Below are 26617 nucleotides of genomic sequence, written 5' to 3'. Positions count from 1 at the left end.
TTATGAAAAAGCTTCCTATTTTACTGACGACAGTTCTTGCAACCTCTGTTAATGCGAATGCAATGAACGTCGATACCATGTTATTGGTTGGAGACGAATACGGAAACGGCGTATTTACCCTAACCAATCGCAAAGAAATCACGGAATTTATTAATTCCAATATTACTCAACTAATTGTCGAAGACGGTAAAATCACACGCATACCTTACTCTGAAAGCAATTTTGAAGATTGGCACGTAACACTTACTCACAACAAAACAATTTTAGAACCGAATCGCCAAAAACAAATCGGTGTTCGATCTTTATGTGGCAACAAATGCGATTTCACCGAAGATCAGTACTACCTCGTGAGCTTCGAGCCCTCTCCATACGATCCAGAAGGCAAGCTTAAATCGGCAGTAACCATTAACTTTGGCTACCGTCCTTTATTTGTGATTCCGGCACAAACTCAAGATATTGATTACTCAATGTCTTTAGACAAAGGCGAGCTGTACATCAACAATACGGGCAACAGCTTTGTGCGCGCCTATGTTGATCAGTGTACCGATGAAGTAACAGAAGATTGCGAAGCGACGATCATGTCACTTGCTGGCCGTGAGCGTAGCTACCCTTTGCCGGAAAACATTAACCCCTCGAACTTAAAAGTTACGGTCGTTAATCACGATGAAAGTTACCGTCAAGATGTCACTCTGAGTGAGAGTAAGTAATGAAACGACTCGTTTTATTGTCGCTATTATTCGCGGCTATGCCTAACTACGCTGCCACTCTCAATATCAATATTGAGGGGCAACAAGTGCGTTTTGAAAACGCCATCATTCTCGGTGCGGACCAATATACCTTGAGTGATTGGTCTATCGCAAATGGCCTCACCACAACGAGTCAGTTTTTGCCTAGTGCATTTGTTACAGACAAGCCAGACACCATGACATTAACCAGCAACGCAGGTCAAAGTGTGGAAGCGGCGATTGCGGTTAATGGATTGCAATACAACACAGCATCTAACCCATACACACGCGGTGATAATAAATTTGTAACGCCTACATGTAGCCAGTCTCAGTTATCGGGGAATATTGTAACGCTCGGTGACAGCGATACCCAAAACTGCAGTGCCAATTTTTCACTTGAGTATTCGCAATCAGTCACACCGTTTTATTTTTATCGCCCGACGTTCAACATAGATACAACGTCGCTATTGAACTCGCTTCAAGGTCAGGCAAAAGGTGTGTATACGGCAACAATTCCAGCTGACATCAAATATTACTATCGTTCGGCAGGAGGGGCGTTAACTTACCGTATTCTACCCGACGTTTTTACTGTGAATATCGATTACACACCTAATAGCTTAGAGAGTATTGACGTTAGCGGTGATGGTGTACTGAGCCCAGTATATGACACAACCAATCACACTGTTTCAGCTCAAACCACATTCAATATCACGGCAATTGGCCAGTTCAGTACTGGCTTGTCGATGACATTATTAACCAATGAGTTTGAACTTACTTCGGCGTCAGGCAACACATCCATCCCCTACTCTATTCAGTGCAATGAAGCGAATTGTGAAGATAAAGACTGGGTTAAGAATGGCGTCAATCAACTCGACAATAACCAGACCAGCTACGTGATTCAATCACCAAGCTCAGTGATCAATTTCGATCTCAATGTGAATTACCAAAATATTCCTTCGACAGATGTGGAGACTGGTACTTATTCAGGAAGTTTCACCGTCATGTTTGAGGAACTGTACTAATGAAAATATTGTTTAATCATACGCTAATGGCCAAAAGCTTTATTGCGGGTGCATTAGTACTGCCGAGCTTATGTTTAGCTAATGCATCACCAATTTATATTGGCGTTGATGTGACCAACGCAGGGAAAACTAACTCTGAAGTGTCTGATGCTGCATTTGGTGGTCAAATTCTTTTAGGTTACGACCTAACAAAAACATGGTCCGTCGAGGCCAGTACTGGTTATTACGGGCACATCAAAACCATGAAAGAACCGGACCTCCCTTATTCAGAAGTTGAGGAACAAAGATTCAACAGCATTGATATTTCGTTACTCGGCACGATCCCACTATCTCGCCACTACAACCTTTATGCTGGTATGGGCTCACTATGGGAAAGCGATACATGGTCTCCCATCAGTCAACTTGGCGTGGAGTATGAGTTCAACGATCAACTTACTATGAAATTTGGCTATAAATTCATTTTTAGCGCTGACTCTGAAAAAGATCTACAAATTCTCACCTTGGGCGTGCGCTATCACTTCCCGGCGCAAAACGTTACTGAAGCGGAGCCATTGGTCTACGACGATATTTCAGTCTCGTCAACCTCTGAAATGGCGGTATACGAGCCCAAAGCAGAACTACAGACCTGTCAGCCAATTCGCTACATCGTAAAACAAGATGATTGGCTAATCAAAATTGCTCACAGTCATCAAATTAGTTTCAAGAGACTAGAGCAACTAAATCGCAAATTTGCTGACCTCAAAGACATCAACTTGATCTATGCCGGTGATGTTGTGTTGATTCCAAACAAACGTTGTGAATAAGCCATGCTGTTGTATCTAAACTCTAAACGAGACGCGCTAGAGCTTTATGCTGGAGAACCATTGGTTCTCCAGCATTCAGTGTCCCTCAGTAACATTGAATTTAATGTTCTCCGTGTTCTTTACGAAAATAATTTCGAGTCGTGCACTCGCCAACAGTTAAAGCAAGCGGGATGGCCAGGTCGGGAAGTTGGACCAAACTCCCTCAATGTCTGCATCATGCATCTGAGAAAAAAGCTGAATTCTCTCATTGATGATTCAGAAATAAAGGTAGTGCCTTCTCATGGATATAAGTTATATGTGCCAGATCATATTAGTTTAGTGCCCGATAAAAAGATTGATGAGATTAATCTTGCAAATCGTTCTGCCATTTTACCTGGTTCAAATACAAAGAGAACGTTGAATAAAAGGAACACAGAGAAGTTAAATGAAACTAAAGTAAAAGTTCAAAACGTTTCGATACATTGGGGAGACGTCATTTTAAGTATTTGGATTTGGGTTTATACCTTTGCACTTTACCACTCTATTTATCACTGAATGAGATATACATGAACTTTAAACGACTCATCATCATTGTCGTGACTATGTTAGCAATACCATACCTCAATGCTACAGGTGGTCAATTTTCTATTTATGCCCATACCTATGAGAAAAATATAGAAACACACTTGCAATTCACTCATGGATTTTACTTTTCTGTACAGTTTTTGCCAAATGAAGTAGTTAGGAATGGATATGGTATCTACGGAGTGTTCAACGACACCGTTTTTATGCTGTCTTTGCATAAAAGCTACAAGTTTCTTAATAAAGATATTGACGACAGCGAAGTGTTAAAAGCCGATTCTATACAACACTTGTCCCGTATCAATATCACTCAATTTAGTTCAGACCAACACACTATTTATATGCGGAAACGTTTAGACCATGAAAAGATCGAAAATATTCAATTTAAAGGCAAGCTGGGTTTCTGGTAAATTTTCAGTATGGCAATTCTCTTCCATCATTTGTTTTATGATTATTTTTAGCCCGTGGGTTCGTTTATTCGGTTCCGAATTTACAATTGAAAGTCAATTATCAAACCCAAAACGATCTCTTATTTTATATGTCAATAACGGGTTGTTTACCTTCGTAACGACACTTTCGGACGGGACAACGCGGAAGAGCTCAGGAATAGTAGGCTTCACCAATAATTCTTTCTATTTTCTCACCTTGGAATCGATATACCTTCATGTAGGCGAACACCTAACTCCAGACCTACGCCGCGACTTTATTAACGTAAATAATCATTTTTTTGATGCGAGATTAAGGTATCTAACAAAGAATACAGTTCAGGTCACCTACGATGAAGAGCTAAAAGTCGAGGGAGTACAGACTCAAACAGCTAAAATAAAAGGCAGTTACCCAAAGATACATTGATTGTTTCACATTGAGCTCATGCAACAAAAAGCCCCAACGTATGGGCTTTTTGGCGTTTTATTGTAAAGGCAACTATTCGTTATTCTTCGGTGAACTCTACTCGCTCTCGCTGCTCACCGCCTCTTTTTCACTGCCGGCAAGAGCCTGCTGTTCTGCGGTAATATCAGACTCTTTAAACACAATGAACGCGCGGCGGTTTAATGCATCGGCTTTTTCAGAGCGTTCATTAATCGCAGGCTGCAACTTACCAAATGACTTCACTTCCCAGATGAACTGCTTAGGGTCAAGTTTGGTTTTGAGGTATTCAACCACCGTTTCTGCGCGGCGCTCTGCCAGCTTTTCATTGTAAGAAAGTGAACCCGATTGGTCGGTGTGCCCTGCCACCATAATACTACCTTGCAGGCCGCTCAATTTAGTTGTGAAGTCATCTAACTGAGTGAGATCTTCTTGCTTGAGTACTGATTTGTCGAAATCGAAGTGCGGCGTCATTGCCATATAAACTTTACGTTCTGGTTTTGGTGGCTCACAGAAAGGCATATCTTCGTACTTCTGAGCTTCTTCAAACACAATAAATGCACGGCGGTTCTCCGCTCGGTCTTTATCTGTCTTACCAAACAGAAGAGGTTGAGTCTCACCAAGGTGTTTCACTTCCCAGTCATATTGCGTTGGGTCTAGTTGCCCTTTCAAATAATCTGCGACCGATTTAGCACGGCGTTGTGAAAGACGTTCGTTGTATTCCAGAGAACCTTTGTAATCAGTATGGCCGACAATCGTGATACGCCCTTTGAGGCCTCTGATCTCTTTAACAAAGGTATCCAAGTTGATCTTGTCGAGGTCGCGTAATTGGTATTTATCAAACGCAAAATGCTCTGCGATGGCGATGTGCACCTCACGCTCCGGCGCCAAACACTCGCTGATTAAAAACTTAGACACGTCTATGCCAGCAAACTTGTCTCGGTTCTCCTGACTCACGTACGTGTCGGTTGCACAGCCGGACAGCAGCAAAGTACTCATCACTGCGCTAACTAGGAAAATAATTGTTTTCATCTTACTCTTAACCGTCACTTCGAATTCTCAACTCTTAACTTTCAACCCACTTTGGGCTGGCTTAGATCTTACCGACTAAGTTAATGAACACACCGGATGCGTCGTAGTCGTCATCATTGGTTAAGTCACTATCAAACGCAGAGAAGTTATAACCAATCCCCATTTTAAAGTTCTCGCCAATGTGCTTGTTCACCGAAACTAGCGCACCGTGTTCTAGCTCATCGTTGAGTGTGTCTGTTTTCCAGTGGTATTCACCCGTCACATCCCACTCTTTCATCACGCGATAAGAAGCGCTAAGTCCATATAGGTCGATATCGCTTTTAACCAGCTCATTCGAACCAGATGCTCGCTCAAAAGCTTGCTGTTTGTATTTATGCGCGTACTTAGTACCGACGTCCCAATGTTGGTCAATCGAATAGATCGCTTCAACTTCAATGATCTGGCTGGTTTCGTCTTGATAATCCACATCGCGATCCAGTTGATCGAAATCTGCAATATACGTGTAGCGGCTCAGTAAATTGAGTCGATCGTTGTAGATCGGACGATACGCAAGGCCGCCAGTGGCTTCAGTAAATTGCGCCATGGTTTCGCCCGTAGTCTCGCTTTCGGTGATGGAGTAGTTGTACTTACCAAATAGCGTGTACTCTTCCGTTAGGTGATGCGTATAACGGTTGGTCGTCACGATTTGTTGAAGTTCTCGCTGAGCGATGTCAGGGTCGTCTTCACTCTTATCCACTCGGTATTCAAATTTGTGGCTAAGGGTGATGTCATCTAGGTCAATTGAAGCATTGAAGCTGATGGACTCACGCTCCGTGGTGATGTTCTGGTCATCTTCAATTTCACCAAGCTGATAACCGATCCCCATCTCGACATCTTCCGTCACATCGTAGCCAAAGCCGTACGAGTCGATACGGCCATGACCATCGTTTTCATCAACGAACTGGTTCTCTTGGTAGAAATCGACACTGCTAGTCAGGTCTGCACGCTGACCAACAATCACGTTGTTTTGGCCTTCGTAGTTATCATCTACATAAGTTACGTAGGTTGAGTGGTCATCGGATACATCGTAAGTCACAGTCGCTTCTGCTACTTGGCCTCGGTCGCCATCGGTGTATTCGCCGCCAAGAGACAAGTCTTCCAACACTTGGAATTCAGCACCAATCGATGCGCTGTCGTTTTCGTCATAGTCATCCGACTGATCGACGGTCTTTTGCCCTTTGACATAAACGCTGTTCTCGCTGTCCCACATGTATTCCAAACGCACACCCGCTAAGGTCGCATCGCTGTGCTCGTCGTTTTGGTTAAGCTCTTCAGTTTGTTGCCCTGCCGCCGAAACCTTAATGTGCTCGGTGATTTTAACTTGAGTCTCAATCTCAATGGTTTCAGTATCTGTTTCTAGATTACCATCGACATCGCGCTCTTCATTGGTCGAGAAGCGAGACAGAACCGCCAAGCGATCAGTGGCTTGTAAACGAAGTTCAGCACCGTATGCCTCTTGCTCTAAATCATCGCTGCTGCTCGCGTAGCTGTATCCTGCGTCTTTGTCTCGGTACCAAAGTTTCAGGTCATTACCAACGGCACCAAAGATGGTTGGCGCAAGGTCATAAAGGCTGGTCACTGCGGTGATTTGGACACTATCACCCTCGCGGTCTCCCAACGTGTCGCTGATTGGCGTAAAGGTTAAACCACCATCGGTAGAGACGAAATTCGACTCGGTTTGCCTACCTTCACTATGCGCAAACTCAGCCTTAATGTAGGTCCCTTCAGTGGCACGTAGCGTTAAGTCCGTGCCATAAGACTCGTAATCTTGATTGTCTTTCTCTTGGGTCGCGTACGTCACGCCAACGCCAATGTAATCGTTGATCCAGCCTTTGGCACGACCACCGTAAGACATCGCATCTAATGAATCTGAACCTTGTGGAACATACTCATAATCGACAACCAGAAAGTTTTCGTAATCATCGCCGTTTTCAATCACGCTACCAAAGCTATCGGATAGGATGTTGTCGAGTGGCTTGGTCAAAATAATTCGACCTTGGTATGGGTCAAAATCATAGTCGACGCCCGGCTCAAGCGGGATTTCATTCTGCACTAGGCCAGATTCATCTTTTACTTTGACGTAAACTTTGTCACTTCCCGGTACCGCTTCACCATGACGAAGGAAGTACAGAGAGCCGCCTGTGCCCAAGAACTCATCGTGTGCATACAACGAATCTGCTTCTGCGGTAAAACCGACCACGTTCAAGCGGTCTTCACCGTATTGTGTAGTATCGCGAGTACGATAATCAGCTTTGAAACCATAGAGGCTACGGTTGTAATCGTTGTTCTCGGTGCCTGTTAAACCCGTGTTGTAGTTACCCCACAAGTATTGAGACTTATCGTATTCCACATTGAGGTAAACCTTGCCCTTGGTGTTGACCACTTTTTCGATGTTTGAGCTATCGCCATAGTTGCCGTAATAAAGCTCATCGTCGTCTTCGAGGATATCGAACACATCCGAATCGTCCGAGGCGAAGGGATGTTTGAACATGTCTTTGATTTCACTTTCTCGCGTATCGAAGTGAGTCGTTACACGAAGTTTGTCGCCAAATTTCCCCTGCCCAAAGTACGCCAAACGACCTTGGTTATAGATGTCATCTTGATACTGGTCATCGACACTTAATGCATCGCTATTACCAGACACATTATTCTTACCAACATAAAGATCAGCCAAACCAGTTTGTGCGTAGTACGTATCTGGAATACGAACGTACAGTTTGTAGCGACGTTCATCACCGTTATCAAACACAACCTTGGTAGGGAAAATGTAGGAGTCTGTTGGTAGGTATTGCTCGGCGTATAAGTTGCCATCTTCGACATCAAATGCATCTTCACCGATGATGACTTTATCAACGCCCTTTAAGCCAGTACCGATGAATTTCGCTAAGCCCGCATTGGTCGGAATGTTGTGACGCATCAGCTTTGCCTGTCCGTAACTTTTACCTTTGCTCTCCTCATCGTCGTTATCGTTTCGGTCGATATCGACTTCAGAATCAGGCTTCACCAAATCCGTCACACCAACCGTGGTCACGTCCATGTTGCCATCTTTGTCCCACGCTTTTAGACGGAACATCAACTGCTCGCCGACCTCAAATTGGTAGTCAACATCGGTTTGACCATCCCAATTGATGTCAGAGTCGTTCGCCAGTTTGTCGCCATCAAGTACAGCGATTGGCTCAGACAAGCCAAAGTCGCCCACTCGGTACACTTCCAACTGGTATTTTTTGATGTAGTAACCGTAGTTGGTGGTAATGGTGAAACCGACGCTGTCACGCAGTGTGCCTTGTTCGACTTCTAATTCATCGCTGACACTGACATCTAATACTGGGTCAAAGCGAGTGATGTCGCGGCTTGCCCAAATCGCACCTTGTTCTAGGTAAATACGCGAACTGTCTTGGTCTTGGTTCGGCTTAATGATTTCAATGCCAGTCGTCTCAGAACCGAGTTTTTCAAGCTTACCTGTGTCTTTCGCTACCGCCATCACAGGAATGGCCGTTAACACACACGTCGCTAAACGAGACTTACTAAATACTTTCATACAATTTCCAGATACGGTTCCAATGGCTTACTTCTGTTCACTTTTTTGGTCTTTGCGATGAACGCTAAAGTTGAACTTGGTGAGCTTGTTCGGGGTAATTCGCAACACTTTCGGGTTTTCGCTTACCACTTCCATGGAGGTGGAGAGCGAATCAGTGTCCAACTTCACTAGGAAGTTCTTACCTTTCTTATTGAGTACCCATTGGTCGGGCACGTGGTAACGACCGTACTGGTCTGTGTAAATAACGATTCCCTCAACCGTCATCAACTTAACGCCCGGAATACCATCTTCGTAAATACCTTTGTTCTCGATAACGATTTCCCACAAGTAATCCTCGCCATCGCGATATAGGTTTCTGGTTACGTTAAGATTTTCCGCGCTCAGTCCCTTTTTCTTGTCCGATTCATGTTTAAACTGAATCTGACCCTGTGCGTCGAACTCGATACGAGAGCCAGCATCGGTCGTGACGTAGAAATCAAAGCTTTGCTGCGTGCGAGTTTTAAATTGAACCACCACTTTGCTGGTTTCTGGCAGTGTTCGGTTTACGGAATGACCCCAAAGGTCACCAAGAGCCAAGCCTTGCTCAAGTGCAGTGGTTATCGCACCATCTTGAATTGCGACATCCTGACCATCACGGATGATGTGCGTCGAATCAGCGATGTAGCCTTGCGTTGCTAGGTTCGCGGTTAACTCAACATCAAAAGCCGTTGCATCGGCTTGGAATCCATCTGTGTTGTGATCTTCAAAAACTTTACCGATGATCGATGAGGTATCGAACACCTTGTCCGGTTCTACGGTCACTTTGGCTGTGTCTTCATTAGAAACAGCCGAGCCATCAACCTTCGCTACTGCGGTGTTGATGTAATCACCAAAGGTGGCACCTACCGACACACGCAATAAGTAACGAATACGCAGCTTTTCACCCGGGTCAAAGTTCAACGATGTGAACATTAACTTACCCGTGTCTGATGGTTCTTGAGAGATAACCTGATCGTCTTCAGTACCAAACTCATCATCAATACCGCTCAGCACAATTTCTGATGTGTCCACGATGTATTTCAGACCACCTGGGTAACGGTCTTCCACAGTCACGTTCTTAAAGTAAGATTCATTGTTGTTCTCAACGATGATCTCGTACTCAACCGCATCGCCCACTTGCGCGGTATCTTGCAGCGCAGACTTGGTTAGCTCTAACTCCCCAGAGTTATCTGGAATTTTCTTGATGTGAGTAGTTACGCTGTCGCTGGTTTCAGTACCGTCAGATTCAGTCGCCGTGAAGGTATTGGTAATGTCATCATCCAAGCCCTTACCTAGCGTGCCCACCACTTCAAACGCGTAAGCATTTCTTTTGTTGGATTTCAGGTTAACGATGGTATCTAAGTCTTTATTCGACGGGAAAGAATGACGCTGAATTACCGCGCCCGAGTCGTCGACTTCAACCCCTTCAATCGTCCAATCGGTAAAGACTTTATTACCTGTGCTGTTTTGTAGTTCACTGATCTCATCGGTTAGACGAACATTAGCCGCGTTACCTTGACCGTTGTTGGTCACGGCTAAGTAATAAGTGACACTGTCGTCATCTTCGGTGTATTCAGGCTTATCAGAACGTTTTTCAACAACCAGATCAGCACCCACTGGCGGCAAATCCAAAGCAGATACTTGGTCTGCCACTAACTGCATCGAGGTTTCAGAGGCCAACATGCCCTTAGAACGAGCGCGCATCGCTGGGCTACCAGTTAAATCGAGGTAGTAACCAAGCACATCGATATTAGTCAGCATGTCTTCGTTGACCGTTAATGTGAACGTGTAATCAATCTTGCCGCCCGGCTCGATGTCGACCAAGGTGAACAGATCTTTGTCATTATCAAAGGTGCCCGGTTGAGTTTCAGCCCCTTCTGATGTTGCCGTTAGTGTCCATTCATCAAACGCATTACTAAAATCACCATCAATATGATCACCCATGGATTCAGAGAACTGGGTGTAAAGCGCGACGTCTTTGGCTATACCTCGGCCTATGTTTTGCACCACTAAGTGATACTCAACTTGCTCACCGGGAACGTAATAAGGGGCGTCGGTGAAGAGCTCAGCTTGAACCACAGCCGCGACTGTTTGAACTGGAGGGCTGATAACATCGCCGCCATCGACTTGCGCAGTATTAATGATGTGTCCGGTCGCGGTATCGACTACGGTGCCTTTTGAGCGGAACACAACTGTGCCGCGCGGCGCGATATCTACGTTGTACTCCGTCGGACTAACTTGCTCGGTAGTGGTGCCTATTGTGGTTGAATCGACCACCAAAGAAGTGGAACCAGCCACAAAAGCAGGCCCCTTCGATCCGTTGTAGTATGCGACCTCAATCGACTCCATATCATCAACAACACTTAAGTCACTGATGTAGTTGTTCGAGGTGTTTTCAATGGTGATCAGGAACTCAAGCTCACCACCCGGCTCATATTCGGTTTGCACGTTAGTTTTCGTCGCAACAAACTCCGCCTCTTTCGGTGTGATAATCACTACAGAGTCTTGTGGGGCACCGTTGTAAGTGATGGTCGCCGTATTGCTGATATCACCAATCGCTGTCGTGCGAATTAACGCCTTAACGCGGAAAGTTACTGTGCTCTGTGGCGCAACATCCATACTCACATCGATGTCTTCACTCAAGTCGAACGTCTTTGGAGTGACAACAGAGCGATCATCGGAAGCTTCAAAGCTCACTTCCCAAAGCAGGAATGCCGACTCTTGTTTATCCGCGGTCGTGTCGACTTGAATGTCACTGATGATGTCTTGAAGTTGAACACCAGATGCAAACGCATCAGAGCTGTTGGTTACGGTGATGTCGTAGTTAATCAGCTTAGTCACTTCATACGATGGCGTATCAACCGTCTTCTTGACCGAAACCGTCGCCAACACTGGTGTGCTGGTAGCACTGTCATCAAATGTTGTGCCGTCAAAGGTCGCTGATGCCATATTGGTGATATCGCCAGTCGCAAGTGCATTCGTTGTTATTTGAATCGTGAACACAATGCTGTCTTCCGGTGCGATATCGAGCGTCTCGTTTAGATCTTCACCACTCGTTGCGTCTGGTACGGGCGTTTCACCTGTTGTCGATACCGCAGATATTTGGATTGAAGCAGGGTCAAAAGCTTGCTCAGTCGCACCACCTGCAATCGTGGTTTCAACCGACTTCAGCGCATCTTCAATAGCAACATCTTCAGCCCAACCTAAGCCGTTATTCTTAACAGTTACCGTGTACTGAAGTGCCTCTCCCGGAAGGTACTCTGCTTTATCGACGTCTTTAGTGATCTCAACTTGCGCATCTTCTGGAATGTAGGTCGCGTCGGCAGAGTGCTCACCGTCGTCGCTATCAACTTCAACGACGTTAGTGATCTCGCCTTTGGCTTTATCATTAACAGTGTTGGTCACGACAAATGAATAACTGTCACCCGGGTGAATGCTGTAAGTAGCACTATAACCCTGCGTGTTATTAACCACATCTTTGCGAGCGTTCAGGGCTGGTTCGCCACTGCCATCAAGCTGTTCGTCACTAATGACCCAATTGCCTGTCAACGCTTGTTCTTGATCTGGGCTGTTAGCCACCTCTGTCATGATGGTGTCGATACGATCGGTTAGGACTTGATCGACAAGGTAACCTTCACCCGTGTTAGCCACAGTGATCTTGTATGAGATTGGTTGACCCGGTTGGTATTTGGCATCAGGTTCTGCAATTGGCGTCGTTTCTTTGGTTAGCACCAATTGACCTGACTTCGGAGTGATAAAGCCTTCTCGTAAGCGAGCAATCTTCGAATCGTCCCAACCATGTCGCAGATAAGCCGTATTGGTAAAGCGCCCAATCGCATCATCACGCACCTTGCCTTGAACGTGAATACGAATAACTGTGTACTTATCACCGCCCCCCGTACCGGCATCATCACGCCCTGCCATCTTGATGGATTCGGCAGGTAAATCGATGTCTGGACTGTTTTGACCAACTAGATTATCAATCTCTGAGAAGTCATTCGCGTTGAAATCTGACGGCGCCGAGTTATAAAGCACATCGTAATCAACCGTCCATTCTGTCAATGCCGTTTTCATTGAGCCATCGACGGTTTCGACTTCAAAGCCACTGATGATGTCACGAATCGAGAACAAGCCAGAATCCACATCGTCATTGGTGATGTCGATGTAGTAGTTCACTGTTCCACCCGGCACGTACTCAGGCGTATCCGTCCATTTATCAATTAGGATATTCGAGCGACCCGGATCAAGTACGATGTCGTTGGTGTTATCACCGTTCACTTGCGCCGTGTTGGTAATAGTGCCTGTCGCTGAAGTCGACACGGTGCCTTTCACGTCAAACACAATACGCTCACCAGGACGAAGATCGACGGTTGCGTTCAATGGCACGCTGCCGTTGTAGTTACCTTGCACGTCGTAAGTGCCTGCAGGTTCAACCGCAATAGCCGTTGTCCAGCTAGAGAACGCATCATCGCCATCTTCGGTTTTGATGGTGTGAATCGCATCGATAACGCTCACGTCATTTGCGATGCTATCGCCTATGTTGTCTAACGTAACTTGATACTCAACATCACCACGAGGTGCATAAGTACAGCTACTGCCATCGTTTGAAGGAACTGAACAGCCCGCCGATTCGCCATCGGTGTAAACCAAGGTTTTGAAGTAATCGATCTCAGCATCTTTAGGTGGTATCACTTGCGATGTTGCAGAATCACTTCCTGCGATCACTTGGTTCGCATCAATCGTGCCCAAAGCCTCGTCACGAACGACACCTGTTAAGTTAAAGGTCAGCACTTCTCCCGCGGCAATATCGGTTTCAATATCAAGGTTGCCGCTGGTGTTGTAGCTTGGTACATAAGTATCAGCGTTGGCATCAATACCATTGCTGACTTCATGGGTAATATCGCCAGAAACAAAAGCGGATTCCGTTTTACCGCCAATCACTTCGACTTGAATGTCTGTGATTGTGTCTTTGATCTGAATATCATTCGCCCAACCGTTTTCAGGGTTTGTGACTACAAATTCATACTCAACTTCGTCACCCGGAAGATAGGTATCACCATCATTGAACGGGTTGCCGTTGATCGACACCACACGTTTTTCAACACTGGTATTATTTTCAAGCGGCATTAAATTCGCTGTTCGAGCACTACCGTCGTACGTCGCTTTATTTTGAATGTCACCCAATGCATCTTCACGAATTTCAGCATGAATAGTGAACGTTAGGCTTTCTTGAGGCGCGATAACAATGTCGTTATCAATATCGATGTTATTGCCCGATACAAAGTCAATCGCGTCGGTAATAGAGCCTGTCGCCGCCTTTTTATCTAGGCTAACTTCCCAGCCAGCCAAGAACGGCTGTCCAACAGGATCACCACCTGAAGTGGTTCTGTCTTCTGCAATACGAGTTTGAATTTCCGAAATCGCATCTTCTAGGCGAGAACCATATTCAATACCATCACCCGCATTCTTAATCTCCACGCGGTAATAAACCTCACTCTCACCAGAAGCTTGAGAATATTCAGTTTTTTGCGAAGAGAAGCCTGCATCATAAAACGCTTTTTTAGAGAACGTGACTTCAGGATCCGCCATCGTTGATGGTGGTGATACCGCGATCAGTTCATTACCATTGTCTTCATCGATGTAAGCTTTATTAGTAAAAGAACCTACCGCTTTCGGACTGATCTTGGCTTTTATGACATAGCGGACAAACGCTGACGATGCAACTCGGCCAAAGTTGTCTGCCGAGATATCGAAGTGAGTATCAATCGGCTTATTATCATGAATCGAATTATCAACATCTGGGTTAGAAATCCCTGAGCTATCTGAATACGTTTCAATCGTCCAACTATCAAATGCAGGGCCACGCGTTCCATCAAAGTATTGAGTGTTAATTTGGTCGATGTCATCACGCAAGCTCATATCATCAACGTGTGCGCTAGCAATGTTCTCAATTAAGACTTCATATTCGACGTAGCCACCTGGCATGTAATTGGTTGCGCTAACCAACTCATTACCATCCGTGTCGTAATACGCCAGAATGTTCTTTTCAAAATCAACTTTTCGAGCTTCTTGACGAATATCATGAGATATCGTGTCGCCATCAACGGTTAGAACGTTAACAACATCGCCATTGGCTTTGTCATTGATGGTTGCGACAACTTGGTACTCAAGCTTAGCGCCCATCGGAATATCGGCTTTAACATTTAGGTTACTGTTGGTTGATGTGTAAACATTGCCAGCACCTGCGCCCGCATCCACATACTCAGAATCAGTTCCAGTTGCGATCGATGTGATGGTCCAATCTGAATACGCTGGCCCTGTATTACCGTCCACTAAGCTGACCGTAATATCTTCGAGGTTATCGATGATTGGAATATCGTGAGCGTTACCTTTGCCGTCATTCTCAATCACTAAGTGATAGGTCACGGTTTGAGCTGGCTCGTACACTACTTCATCGGTCGTTTTATCAAAATCTAAATGGTAGTCATCGGGAATCACGACGGTATCTCGATAATGAATATCACCGACCGCATCCGGTCTTACGGTGCCAGTTACTGTGTAAGTCACGTCTTCGCCAGCATCGATATCAATCGAGGTTACGATGTCAGTGTCGTTCGCAACATCACCGTCTTTGGTACCATCGGTCGTACCCGCGTTCACAGGGTCACTCTTAGCAACTGCCACCGTAAACTTGTTTGAACCTACCGAATCATCGAAAAATGGATTACCTGAATTACCATCTTGTAGCTCCACTGATATGTCGTTAATCAGTTCGTTAACGTCAACGTTATTTCGATAACCGTGTCCGTCTTGAGAGTTGTACTTGATGGTATAAGTCAACTGATCGCCCGGAGAGTAGCGGTTAATGTTAGTTGTGCGAACAACGCCGCCACTGTTATGTACCTGATGGTTTTCAGCCACGGCACGTTTGGCATACTCACAATCGTCAGTACAACCGGTATTATCGTCATGAATCAGCACTGCTTCGTTGCGGATTATGCCGCCGTCTCTGTCAGCGACACCGTTAGATACCGCATTGTCTTTGACATGCGCCTTAATACGCACCGTGACAAAGTCTTTGGCCGGAATTGAAACTGGGAACTCCACATCTTCAGTCGTTTGAGGGCCGAAACCAGAGCCAGTATCAACAGACCAATAGTCAAACGGGTTTTGATTAAGAACATCTTCTACTTCACCATCTTTATCATTCGCTAGCGTAGTAGTGATCTCACTCAATCGATCCATGAAGATAAGGTCAGTTTCGTCGGTATCACCGTTGTTACCAATTATGATGGTGTAAGTAAGGTCTTCACCCGGTGTGTAACGAACTACATCGGTTGTTTTCGACAGAGACACATTGATGTGATAAGCACTGTTCGAGTTGTCTATCTGCGCAGAAGAGCTGTGGTCACGGTCTGTAATAGGATCGTAAACATCAACACGGTTCGATACTTGTTCTTCTTCATAGTCAGACTTAACAATGCCGCTCACCTCATAGTGAACCCACCCTCCGGGAGTAATATCAACGTCGGTATCGATATCAGTGTCGTTAGCAATGTCACCGTAACGAGAACCCGGTTTATCGATGTTGGTCGAACCTACAATTGTCCAGCTATCAAAGAAATTAAGTGCTGAAATGCTATCTTGTACCGTTGCGTCATTTGCGTAGCCGATGCCTCGGTTATAGATATAAATATCGAACGTAGCACGCTCACCTACAACAAAGTCGGAGTTTCGAGCGGTCTTAGCAACCACAAGATTCGGTTCGCTAGGATAGGTGCGTACCGTATCCGATAAGTTAGTATCTGGTCCCGTCACTGTTGCTGTATTGGTGAATGCTCCCCAAAGAATCTCACTGTCTACAGTGCGATCGAGTGTCCCAACAATGGTATAAATAATCGTCGCACCTGGCGGGATCTGAGCGGTGGCATCCAGATCATTGTTATCCGAAAACGATCCAGGGTCAGTCACGGCTTTCACCCACGGAGAGTCTGCTTCTCTTTCTGCACTGATCGTCCACGAAGAGAACACGGGCTTGGTTTCACCCGGCTCGTGAAGTAACTCAGCTTCTATGGTGCTGATTTCATCTTTGACATTGATGTTAGAGGCGAAACCGTTCCCTTCTGGGTTAGTAATACTGATCGTATAAGTGACAGTATTGGTGGCGTCGGTATACGCGTTTTGTTCGTTATGACCATCAACACGCTTATCCAATACTAAGTAGTAATCTCGTGGGTATGAGCCTCTGTCGGAATAAAGCACGCTGTCTACCGTCACTTCATTACGAATTTCATCATCGGCAATGGGGTTTACGACCGCTGCAATGCTATAAACGATCCTATCGTGTGGGGCCAACTTAGCCTTCTCGTCCAAGATAAGTTTATTGCTTTGGTTACCTTCAATTTGACCAGTAAAACCGGGATCACTGTTTGTCGAAATTGAGCCGTCAGAGGCATAGGATTTCGCAGTAATAACCCAGCTCAAATACGCTTTCGCCGGTGTATCGTTAATAGACTGAGTCATGACCGAGACTAAATCATCATAAACCGGTACATCAATCGCGTAGCCATCACCGTTATTCTCTACCGTGATGTCGTAGTTCAGGGTGCCGCCAGCTGAGTAGTAACGCGAATCCACTTCCTTTTGGACTTTTAATTTCGAGTTTGGCATTTGAACGCCAGAGCCCGATTCGCCTAAATTATCCCCTAAGCACAAACCCGCATCGGTACCATCATCAACAATCTGCCCCACACTGGTGTCTGCCACTTTTGCGGTCAGCTTATAATGAACGTAGCCCTCAGGTGCGAGGTCGACTTTCAAATTGATGTCGTTTGTAGTCCAAGTATTGTAATTAAATGAACCATAGTTCGATCCATCGCCACTTCTATCGGCGACTTCTAGCTTCCACTCGGAAAATGCTGAAGCGTTAGAGCCATCCGCTTGCTCTGTCACGATACAAGCAAATTTATCGACAACTTCGATATCGTTGGCGAAAAACTCTGTGTCCTTGTTAGAAATAACAATGTCATAGACCACTTCGTTATCACCGGCTATCCCCGGAACATAAGTAGTATCTTTGGTGTTCTTATTACGTGTAATTTGACTTGATGACGTCGTCAGAACGTCTTTCGAATCGAGAATATTAGCCAAAGCATCGCCAGAATCAGCGAGGCCATCAGCATCAACCACTCGGGCAACAACTTGGGGAATTTGACCAATAGACACAGGGCTAACGTCCACTACAACGGAATAAACAATCTGCTCACCGGGATAGATAGACACTTTGTCTTCTAGTGACTTGTTGGACTCTTTTCCAGATGCATTGAGTTCAGAAAGGCTATTAGAACCGATCGAGGTCACTTCATTGGTCCAAAAATCGTAAGGATTACCAACCGTGTCAGTTGCGTTCTTTTCGTTGCTGACATCGTTACCTAGATCGGTTTCAAGATCCGCAAGAAACTGCTGAACCGAATAATGGTAAGCAATACCGGAGTTTGCTTGATTGGCAACCGTGACCGTATAGGAAAACTCATCGTCGACTAGGTAGTTATCCGATTGGTTCAAGGTATGTGTCAGGGTGATACTAGGCTCAGTGGGTGGAGTGATAACCTCATCAACTGTGACCAAGTCATCGCGTGTTTCAGCAGTTATGTCGTCATTAACAATGTCGCCGACTAAATTGTCGGCAACGGTCGCTTGAATTTCGTAAGTCACTGACCCGCCGATATCAATCGACGCATCACTTACTGCTAAGTCTCCTGATTCGGCGAAGGTACCTGGATCGCTCTTACTGCCTTCAATCTTGCTGACTGAGTTAACGTTGCCAGTAAAGGCTTGTTGCAAAGCCCCTTCAATATTGAGTGCCTTTATGTCTGAAAGGACACTTTGAACGTCGAGCGTCTGAATAAACGTATCACCAGTGTTAGAAACCTTAATCTTATAGGTGAGTTTGTTATTAAGTTGATAGTTCGTCTTATCGACCGAAACAACAACATCATGTTGGTACACACCACGCTGAATGGATTCTGTATTTGATTCAACAGCATCCAAAAGCCCAGTGCTCGCACTTGCGACATTATCAATCGTACCAGCTGCGTCAGCAGAAACGGTGGCGACCATGTTATAGGTCACTGACCCACCAGCCGCAATACGCACACCTGATGCATCTAAGTTTCCGAAGCGACTGTAATCACCTGGAGATGAAAGTAAGGAGGATTGCGCCTGAGTCGAGACTTGCGAGAATGCGCTGACATTATTTCCTTGATCATTTGTCGTTAAGATATTTAACAGCTCATCTTTAACGTCCAAGTCAACAATGGTTTTGTCCGACTCATTCGTTAAAATAAGCGTATAGAGCACCTGTTGATCGTTGTCGTAAGACGAACTGTTAACAGAGAGATCCATTACTAGGCCGGTAGTGCCCGCATAAGAACCGAATGGAAACAATAAAATGGATAAGAAAAAGGCAAGGCTGTATCTGAACATTAACGCGTACTTCACAGTAGATTGACAAGTCTCTAGACAAGATGCCATAGATTTGACGCCACTAATTTGGCATTACAATTTTTAAGGACATGCGCAACATACAGTTCAAACAATCCGAACAATTAACATCCGTAAAAAACAAATTACTGAAGATGTTAAATAGAGAATCTGATGTTTAAATTAAAATCGACTACATTCAGTTTATTATCAAGAGGTTAGTGTTTTAAGATGAGTGAATTCTCGCAGTTACTACGTAACTTAAGAAAGGAATTTCAATTTACACAAACGGAATTCGCGATCTACTTAAACCACCTAGATGATGAGTTCAAGGCGGTTGATGTCGTAACGATAAACCGCTGGGAAAACAGTAAGGTAAAGCCTAGTGTTTATAAAGCACTCAAGATTTTGCAGTACCTTGGGGGAGATTTGTATAGTCTAATAAGAAGCTTTAAGTCTGACCCAAAAGACACATTGATCGAGCTGTTTTTAAGCGAATTCCATGGCTCATTTCAAAGTCGAATTTCAGCTCTATCAAGCCTGAATGAACAACAAGGCGACCGCAACTTTAAGTCACTGCCTTTAATGTCAGAGCCGTGTGACACTGGCGTTATCGACAGAATCAAACTACTTTCTAAATTCACGAAAGTCGATATTTCGCCACTGGACCAAATTGATTTATATCTCTATTGCTGTGAGAAAAAAGCACATGGTCACAAGCTCATCAATACAGATGGTGACATTGTGAGTCACAACGTAGGCTTTTTCTTTGAAGAAAATCAATTTGAGCGATTTAAAAATCAAGAATTAGACCTAAAAATGGCCTGCTCTTTAAATTCAAACAAAAGTATAAACTATTTTAATGTAAGCTCGCACTCAGAAACAAAGCATCATGTGATTGAACATATATTTTCAGAGTTGAAGTTACTTTCTCAGAGTAAAAACATAAAGAAATATTCTGTTTTAGTAAAAGATCCTAATATGATAAAATTCTTGAAAGAATTGGGATTTGAAGTGTTCAAATTTTCAACACCCTCTATCAAAAGTTCTAATATTAAATTCAAAAATAAACATTATAGTTACTGCATATTAACCATTGATAAAATAAACTACCTAACTAATCGAAATGTTATGTCATTACTCAAAGATGAATATTCTACCATAATTAAATTTCCACATTTACTGCGCGAATCGCGCAATAAATTAAACTTAACGCAGAAGGATTTTGCATCATACATTAACCATTTAGATGATGGATTCAGATCTGTAGATGCTGTAACAATAAACCGGTGGGAGAATAGCAAAGTAAAACCAAGCAATTACAGAGCCCTAAAGCTATTGGATTGCCTTGGTCTGGATTTGTATACAACGTTGAAGTCTTTTGATTCAGAAGATAGCGAAGACAGAGCATTACTTGAAGACTTCCTTCATGAAAGATTCTTTTCATTTCAAAGCCGAATATCTTCTATCACTAACGGAGATATAGATAAAGGAAACAAATTTCAGATCATGCCATTAATGACAGATCAGAATGACAAAACAATAATAGATAGAATAAAGCTAATTTCACAGTATACCAATGTTGATCCTTCTGCACTTGATACTATCGATCTGTTTCTCTATTGCAGTGAAAAAAAGGCGCATGGCAGAAAAATGGTCAATGTTAATGGCGATATTGTTAGTCATAGCCTAGGTTTTTTCTTCAACGAAGAGGTATTCGAGCAATACCAAAATAAGCATCTACATATTAAGCAAGCCTGCTCTTTAGATTCTAATCATAACTTAAACTACATTGTGTTTAGCGGTCACTCTGAGAAGCGTGAACAATCTATTGCGAACCTGATTTCCGATATGAAGCTTCTTGCAAGAAATACTAAGATTAAAAAGTATTCCATGATCATAAAGAACCCAAGTGCATTGGAACTTATGAAGAACATCGGATTTGAAATATGGAAGTTTTCAGAACCAACAGAAGAAAAGTCGAACATCACCTTCAAAAACAAAAACTACCGCTATTGCGTACTAACTATCGACAAGATTGAATTACTTAGCAATAAACATATTATTTCTTTTATTAGTAAATATGGTTAATTTTTAGTAACCACTATTAATAAAAAGCCACCGTATAAACGGTGGCTTTTAAATTTAAAAACAACTATCAGGCTTGCTTATTATCAACCTAAAGAGCCGGAGTTATTATTGATAGATAGACAACGGAACGATAAAAACTACGATATTCCATAAATATTTTAATTTAGTTCATAAGCTCACTAACTTAGTACTATTTTTTGCACTAAAACAATTTGCCAACTAAAGTGCTCTACAAAATTTTTAAGAATTTAGAAATGGAATAGAAATTACTTTCAACTAACTGATAGCACTTTGTTATATTATTCAAAGTGCTATTAGACTAAATTATTTTAATTAATCGTAGATAATTCACAAATAGGTACCCCATGCTCGTTGGTCTGATTAGGTTTTAATGTAAGATAAGTATCATACATAGTACTATCATAGATTCCTGATGAAGTTACCCAAGCGGTTACTTGCTCAATCGAACCGAATGTACCGTCAATAATATAGTAATCATCTTCTACACTATTATCTAATTTTGCGCCGAACGCATTACAGAATAAACTCGAATCACTCTCCCCAACATAGGGGTTTTTGGATTGAGCCCCATAAGTGTAAACTAACTCACCGATAGAGCTGTTAACAACTTCGACTTCGTACCCGATACAAACTGTATTACCTGATCTATTTGAGATTGCCGTTTTATAGCACCAATCACCGGCAATAACACTTCCCTCAACGAAGGCACTATATAAAAACCCATTTAGGTCAAGCTCTGATGATAGAATTGACGTTCCGGGATTCTGCCCTGTAGCAACCGCTTGTTCTCCTTGATATTCGATAGATATAACAGATGAGTTTGATGTCAAAAAAGCAGCTCCGCCATCTAAAACGTTCCATGTAACACCGTTATCTACGGAATATATAATATTAATCTCTTGCTTTTCGCCAACTTGCATAACCCAACCACCAGAGATTTCAGTTAAAGGAATCACACTTATTTGAGTATAACTGTCTGTATACCCTTTAAATGAAGCTGTAATGGTAACTTCCCCCTCGGCTAAAATATGCACAGTATTTTGCACTATTTCAGCGATACTGTTATCACTTGAACTATATTCAACAAAATCATTGTTAACGAAAGACTCTTCTCCCTCTAGATTAACGCTCACCACATTTAGCTCTACTATGTGACCAGGAATTTTGGTTGTAGACTCCAAGACCGTTTTATCTGCTATACGAATGCCGGTTATCTCAGCGCTTTTGTAAACGACACTGTCAACCGAGTGTGAACTGGTATATGCGGAGATAACTTCATTGACCAACGCATTGTCGACGTATGTATCTTGTACCTCACCAGAAGTATCAGCAATTAGCTCAATTTCACTTGCTCCGTTTGAGAAAACGCCATATTGATTTTCGGAAATCATCTTAACATCTTGATAAGGGGCAATATCGCCATCAGGATCGACCACCACACCTACAACGTCAGATTTAGCACCAATTATGTCGTTGAGTGTAAGTTCTGTATTGAAGTCGTTGATCACCTCGCTATCTAAAAGCACGCACGTTACAAAAGCTGATTGAGACTCTTTCTCCAATTCATTCATAGAACCAGTAGTAGCGTGAAAGCCTCTACCAGTGCTAGCTGATAACATATCGGCACTCCAATACTCCGACCCTGCTGGCCAATTTTGAGAATGAAAAAGGTTTCCATAACTATTCAGTAACAACTCCCACTCACGTGTAATAGGCAAACGCCCATTTCTAGAGGCACAATAGTTTTGTGCTTGTTCAAGGTTCATTGTGACAACTTCTGAGTACTTGGGACCTGTAAGACCGTCTTGCGCTTGGTAAGTTGTGTAAGCAGTATTTGTGTAATCAGCTAACACCTTACTTGCAGGTGCCGTAAAAGTAATATCAGTACCTATCGTTGGATCGTAGATCGTAATATCTTCCCAATCTTGTACGAGGCTGAAGTCAGGTTCGACTTCAATATAAACCTGTCCAACCGCATAGCCACCGCGTCCGTCTGTTACCGTATAAGCGACTTCATGTGGCCCCGCTTCTGGTGACTGAAACGTAAAAGTATGCTCTGTTGTTGAGGTGATTTCCGTTTCTGCGTTGTAAGCACGTACAGAATCTAAGATCACGCTGTCTTCAACGTCCGATACATAGTCAGTTAAATCGATTTCAACCGACATATCTTTGGCAAGTTTGCCTTCTCGAATATAGTCAGTTGCGACCGGGGGCGTATTTCCAGTATCAGAAACCGCTACGTCAATGTTTCCAAGCTTAGTTGAAACTCCATCACTCATTGAATACATAATTCGTGTTACGCCAATGTTTGTCGGAGTATATGTGACCGAATTATTGAACGAATCGACCTCTACAGAACCTGACCCTAATAAGGTAACCTCTTCCGACAACACATATATCGAGGTGTCTAAATCACTTTCTAGCTCTACGGACAAATCAATAGTCACTGGCGATTCAATGTTGGTCGTTGCTGACAAATTCGGCAATGTATTGTCTTCAGCTGTTTCTGAAACAGACACTCTTGCTAAAGATGAAGCTTGCGCAATGTACTGACTTTGTTCAACGGGCTCGACTGTATATTCAAATTGGCACTCACCTACTTGCTCCGACAAGATCGAAAACGTCATACCTTCTAATGAGGTTACCTTGCAAGTTGGCTGATTGTTGACTTCTTTCACTGAAGTCAAACTTAAATCAACATCAGAATCAGCTTGGACAATGACTTGAGATTGAACATCGACAAGCGCTTTTGACTGAACCACAACAGCTTCAATGAATATCTCTGATGGCATAGATGGCTGAATAGGCTGAGAACTCACATCAGAACCACCAGAGCCTCCACCACAAGCTGTCAACGCAGAAATACCTAGGGCTATCACACCTAAATTTAATACTTTCATAGTCATTCCTAATACGCAGCCATATCTAATTCAGTTATTCGATAATTCTTAGACGAATAGGCGTTTTTACCTCCGATCGACAACCAATATGGTTCAGAAAGATCAACATCACTTGTGATATCGAAATAGCCAGATGATTTCTCTGGCCTTTGGTCTGTAAGCGACGTGTAAACATAAACTCGTTGCCCCCGTTTATCGAACCAATAGAAACGATCTGAATCACGCAAGTTCATGTTTTGCGAGCTCGAAACCAGTCCCCCTTCAAATAAGGATACGGGCATCGAGCCATACAAATTCACATTCAAGCCAAATGCAGATGGCTCATTTTCAGGGTAAGGCCTTGTATTGCCAGTTTTAATTATCCCATCTTGCTCCCATGTAGACTGATCAATTCCAAGCTGATGAATTAAAACTGCAAACTCACCTTTTGACGAACTACTATCGCTTTGAATACGGAACCTTATCGTGAAATTTTCTCCTAAAAAAGGCAGTTTATGTATATGGAACAGCTTGCTATTACTAACATTTGGCATCAACATAAGTCCATCAGCATCGGGGGTATATATTTCTCGATCCCAATATTCATCACTGCTCCAAAGGGACGGGTTTGTCACATCTATTGCCAAAGCATCATCCACTGGAACAAAAGGCAGTAGGTAATCTTGCGAGCTCACTCTAGTCGCAACCACTTCGTCACTAAACGAAATATCAAAATATGCTTCCTCTAACAAACCAACATCATTAACAGTCGCTACAGTAACCGGCTCGCGATTTAAAAAGACACCACGCTCATTCATAGACTCCAATTCAACGTCCGCAAAAGGCGCTACATTGCCATCAGGGTCGCGAATTTGAACTTCATATTCATATCGGTTTGATACTCGCTCTTTCACTGAAACATCCGCAGAAAAATCCCTAACACTCGAATTACTTAAATCAACACACGTTGTGTACATACCAACGATCTTTGATTGATTGCCGATAGCCCCGTCATTCAAATGAATAGTGGCAGCGTTTGTTTCGTTGACATTTTCCGCTGTCCAATACTTCTTACTTGTTGGCCAATTATGGTTGGTGAATGCGCTGGTTTCGTTGGTAATGAGCGTTTCAAGCTCTCGTTGTAGAGGCAAACGGCCGCCTCTCACTTTGCAGTACTGACGAGCTTGGCTAAGTGTTTGAGTGACGATTTCTGCGTCTTTCAAACCTTGTGTGCCATTTTCGATATATGCGCCTGTGTAAGAGGCATTGATGTAATCGGCGTACACTTTGGTCATTGGTGCGAAAAAGCGAATGTCTGAGCTAATCACAGGATCATGAGTGACTATATCTTCCCAATCCTGAATCAAAGAGAAATCCGGTTCGACTTCTATACGCGCCACGCCAGTCGTATAGCCCCCCATGTGATCGCTTACTGTGTATGCCACATCGTGTGGACCAGGTTGGGTAGACGAAAATTCAAACTTTGTATTGGTGACATCGGCAGGATCGTAAAGTGATGTTGTCGAGTTGAAGTCCTGTACACCAACAAGTTGTACGTCATCTAGGTCTACGTCTGATATATGCTCTTTCACATCCACGACAACACTCTCACCCACTTGCGCGAGAGCATCGTGAGCAAAATCTGTTACATCAGGTGCTGTATTATAGGTCTCTTCTGAAGTCGCAATTGACAGCGAACCTTGTTGAATCGACTCACCGTTTTGGTAGTTGTAATAGACCTCAGTTTGACCTTTGGCTGTTGGCGTAAATTCAATTCGATGTTCGCCAGAGACACGGGCTGTACCTGAACCAAGGCTAACAACACTATCTTGCAAAACAAAGTCATCACCGGGTAACGATGAACCAAGTTCATTTTCAAGATCAATAATAACCACCAGTGATTCGATGGTTGATGTGGTGATGCGTGGAAGTGTTTTCGATGCGTAGGTCTGCCCCATCGCAACACGAGCATACGAGGTTGCCATTGAAGTGCCGGTTTCAGTTGCGACTTCATACTCAAACAAACAGTCGTTAACGTCAGACGAATAGACCTTAAAGCTACTTTCACTAATACCTTGAACTTGGCAAGTGTCATCAGACAAAGCGCGAACATTTGTGACAACAAAATCTTGGTTATTCGATGTGTGAACATGCTCTGTAAGGTCAATAGTGAAGCTTTTATCTACTAATGAGTTATCTTGAATATCTTGCGCACTAATAGAGGCTGATCCTACTGGAGATACAACGATATCTTGCTCTCCGCCGGAGTTTGACTCACCACCACAACCTACTAGCAATACCGCTAAACTGACTGAAGTAAAAACATTTAGTGTCGAATTCCGTTTCAACAAATCACTGTTGAATAGATACATTAAAAGCACTCTGATTAATGAAGTAGAGCTGTATTGTGGACTTTGTCTCACTTCTACTCCATTAAATAGCTATGATTCATTATTAAAAATTAAACCATTGAAAATTAAAGTTATTAATTAAAAATTCATTCCCCTTCAAACATCTAAATTTTTCTAAACCTCGATAT

Annotated in this window: 11 protein-coding genes; 6 read left to right on the top strand and 5 right to left on the bottom strand. The window is 43.5% G+C overall.

The genetic code is table 11. From position 1 onward, the window contains the following. Window positions 1-2: 2 nt before the first annotated feature. Genes OCV24_RS05765 through OCV24_RS05745 form a run of 5 tightly spaced genes read left to right on the top strand, consistent with a single transcriptional unit; the run spans window position 3 to window position 3521 of the window. Window positions 3-707, top strand: coding sequence for a fimbrial biogenesis chaperone (locus tag OCV24_RS05765; RefSeq protein WP_017057138.1), 705 nt, complete (start codon window positions 3-5; stop codon window positions 705-707). Beyond that, complete coding sequence (locus tag OCV24_RS05760; protein ID WP_150878260.1) at window positions 707-1747, top strand: hypothetical protein; 1041 nt, start codon at window positions 707-709, stop codon at window positions 1745-1747. Before OCV24_RS05765 ends, OCV24_RS05760 begins: the two co-directional genes overlap by 1 nt. Beyond that, a complete protein-coding gene (locus OCV24_RS05755; RefSeq protein ID WP_150878258.1) occupies window positions 1747-2550 on the top strand; it encodes a LysM peptidoglycan-binding domain-containing protein in 804 nt (267 codons plus the stop codon). Before OCV24_RS05760 ends, OCV24_RS05755 begins: the two co-directional genes overlap by 1 nt. 3 nt (window positions 2551-2553) lie before the next feature. Further along, window positions 2554-3084 (top strand): winged helix-turn-helix domain-containing protein, encoded by a 531-nt coding sequence (locus tag OCV24_RS05750; RefSeq protein WP_150878256.1) that lies wholly within the window; start codon window positions 2554-2556, stop codon window positions 3082-3084. 11 nt (window positions 3085-3095) lie between these two features. Beyond that, window positions 3096-3521: a hypothetical protein gene (locus OCV24_RS05745; RefSeq protein WP_150878255.1), complete on the top strand. Its 426-nt coding sequence runs from the start codon at window positions 3096-3098 to the stop codon at window positions 3519-3521. A 538-nt stretch (window positions 3522-4059) separates the two neighbouring features. Here the strand turns inward: OCV24_RS05745 and OCV24_RS05740 are convergent. From OCV24_RS05740 to OCV24_RS05730, 3 genes are all read right to left on the bottom strand, one after another. Then, window positions 4060-5010, bottom strand: a complete 951-nt coding sequence (locus OCV24_RS05740; RefSeq protein WP_150878253.1) for an OmpA family protein — start codon at window positions 5008-5010, stop codon at window positions 4060-4062. A gap of 61 nt (window positions 5011-5071) precedes the next feature. Then, entirely contained in the window at window positions 5072-8587 is a 3516-nt protein-coding gene (locus tag OCV24_RS05735; protein ID WP_150878251.1) for a hypothetical protein, read from the bottom strand. A gap of 27 nt (window positions 8588-8614) precedes the next feature. Further along, entirely contained in the window at window positions 8615-19009 is a 10395-nt protein-coding gene (locus OCV24_RS05730) for a DUF11 domain-containing protein (protein ID WP_150878288.1), read from the bottom strand. A gap of 309 nt (window positions 19010-19318) precedes the next feature. Between OCV24_RS05730 and OCV24_RS05725 the strand changes: the two genes are divergently transcribed. Further along, window positions 19319-21178 (top strand): helix-turn-helix domain-containing protein, encoded by a 1860-nt coding sequence (locus OCV24_RS05725; protein ID WP_150878249.1) that lies wholly within the window; start codon window positions 19319-19321, stop codon window positions 21176-21178. Between the two features lie 329 nt (window positions 21179-21507). On the opposite strand, the gene OCV24_RS05720 is transcribed toward OCV24_RS05725, so the two are convergent. Both OCV24_RS05720 and OCV24_RS05715 read right to left on the bottom strand, forming a co-directional pair. Then, window positions 21508-24099, bottom strand: coding sequence for an Ig-like domain-containing protein (locus OCV24_RS05720; protein ID WP_150878247.1), 2592 nt, complete (start codon window positions 24097-24099; stop codon window positions 21508-21510). An 8-nt stretch (window positions 24100-24107) separates the two neighbouring features. Further along, window positions 24108-26501 (bottom strand): DUF1566 domain-containing protein, encoded by a 2394-nt coding sequence (locus OCV24_RS05715; RefSeq protein ID WP_150878245.1) that lies wholly within the window; start codon window positions 26499-26501, stop codon window positions 24108-24110. Between the last annotated feature and the right edge of the window lie 116 nt (window positions 26502-26617).

This window comes from Vibrio kanaloae (genome assembly GCF_024347535.1).
GTDB classification, from domain to species: domain Bacteria; phylum Pseudomonadota; class Gammaproteobacteria; order Enterobacterales; family Vibrionaceae; genus Vibrio; species Vibrio kanaloae.
Note: the sequence above shows the minus strand (reverse complement) of the source record. Positions and strands in the feature narration are given on the sequence as shown.

Bases quoted from the DNA above. Each gene is read 5' to 3' on its own strand.
- OCV24_RS05725 (WP_150878249.1), top strand. From the start codon at position 19,319: ATGAGTGAATTCTCGCAGTTACTACGTAACTTAAGAAAGGAATTTCAA.
- OCV24_RS05765 (WP_017057138.1), top strand. From the start codon at position 3: ATGAAAAAGCTTCCTATTTTACTGACGACAGTTCTTGCAACCTCTGTT.
- OCV24_RS05755 (WP_150878258.1), top strand. From the start codon at position 1,747: ATGAAAATATTGTTTAATCATACGCTAATGGCCAAAAGCTTTATTGCG.
- OCV24_RS05740 (WP_150878253.1), bottom strand. From the start codon at position 5,010: ATGAAAACAATTATTTTCCTAGTTAGCGCAGTGATGAGTACTTTGCTG.
- OCV24_RS05730 (WP_150878288.1), bottom strand. From the start codon at position 19,009: ATGGATCTCTCTGTTAACAGTTCGTCTTACGACAACGATCAACAGGTG.
- OCV24_RS05720 (WP_150878247.1), bottom strand. From the start codon at position 24,099: ATGAAAGTATTAAATTTAGGTGTGATAGCCCTAGGTATTTCTGCGTTG.
- OCV24_RS05760 (WP_150878260.1), top strand. From the start codon at position 707: ATGAAACGACTCGTTTTATTGTCGCTATTATTCGCGGCTATGCCTAAC.
- OCV24_RS05750 (WP_150878256.1), top strand. From the start codon at position 2,554: ATGCTGTTGTATCTAAACTCTAAACGAGACGCGCTAGAGCTTTATGCT.
- OCV24_RS05745 (WP_150878255.1), top strand. From the start codon at position 3,096: ATGAACTTTAAACGACTCATCATCATTGTCGTGACTATGTTAGCAATA.
- OCV24_RS05735 (WP_150878251.1), bottom strand. From the start codon at position 8,587: ATGAAAGTATTTAGTAAGTCTCGTTTAGCGACGTGTGTGTTAACGGCC.